The 405-nt window shown below is 39.5% G+C and carries 1 protein-coding gene; it reads right to left on the bottom strand.

From position 1 onward, the window contains the following. Nucleotides 1-254: 254 nt before the first annotated feature. Entirely contained in the window at nt 255-401 is a 147-nt protein-coding gene (locus AC2Q9J_RS17625; protein WP_499041965.1) for a hypothetical protein, read from the bottom strand. Nucleotides 402-405 lie beyond the last annotated feature (4 nt).

The following is a 405-nucleotide window of genomic DNA, read 5'->3' as shown; positions in this document are numbered from 1 at the left end:
GTCAATCAATACTTTATTTCAAAAAATTAAAAAGGGAGAAACAAGTTCTCCCTTTTATTAAACATCTGATTCTATTACTTTCTTTGTTGATTTTTTAAGTAATCTTGAATACTCATTGGAGATGAAAGTGGTGATGAACTTGGCGCTGCACTACTCGGTGCTTCTGTATTTGCACGCTTACTGATCGCTGGAACATCATCTTCATCACCGCTTTGCGTACCATGGGAAACAGCCTGTGCAAGAGTGGTACGATACTAGGTTTCTACTTCAGATGCATTACGCGTTAAGCCCGTTGCGATCACAGTCACACGTAGTTCATCACGAGCATCTGGATCAAATACAGTACCGTAGAAAATCTCACCTTCATCCAAGTCAACGATTTGATTGACGACATCAGTGATAATT

The sequence above is a fragment of the Planococcus sp. RAB007_Raresut genome (assembly GCF_057369535.1).
This window is presented reverse-complemented; position numbering and strand designations above follow the sequence as displayed.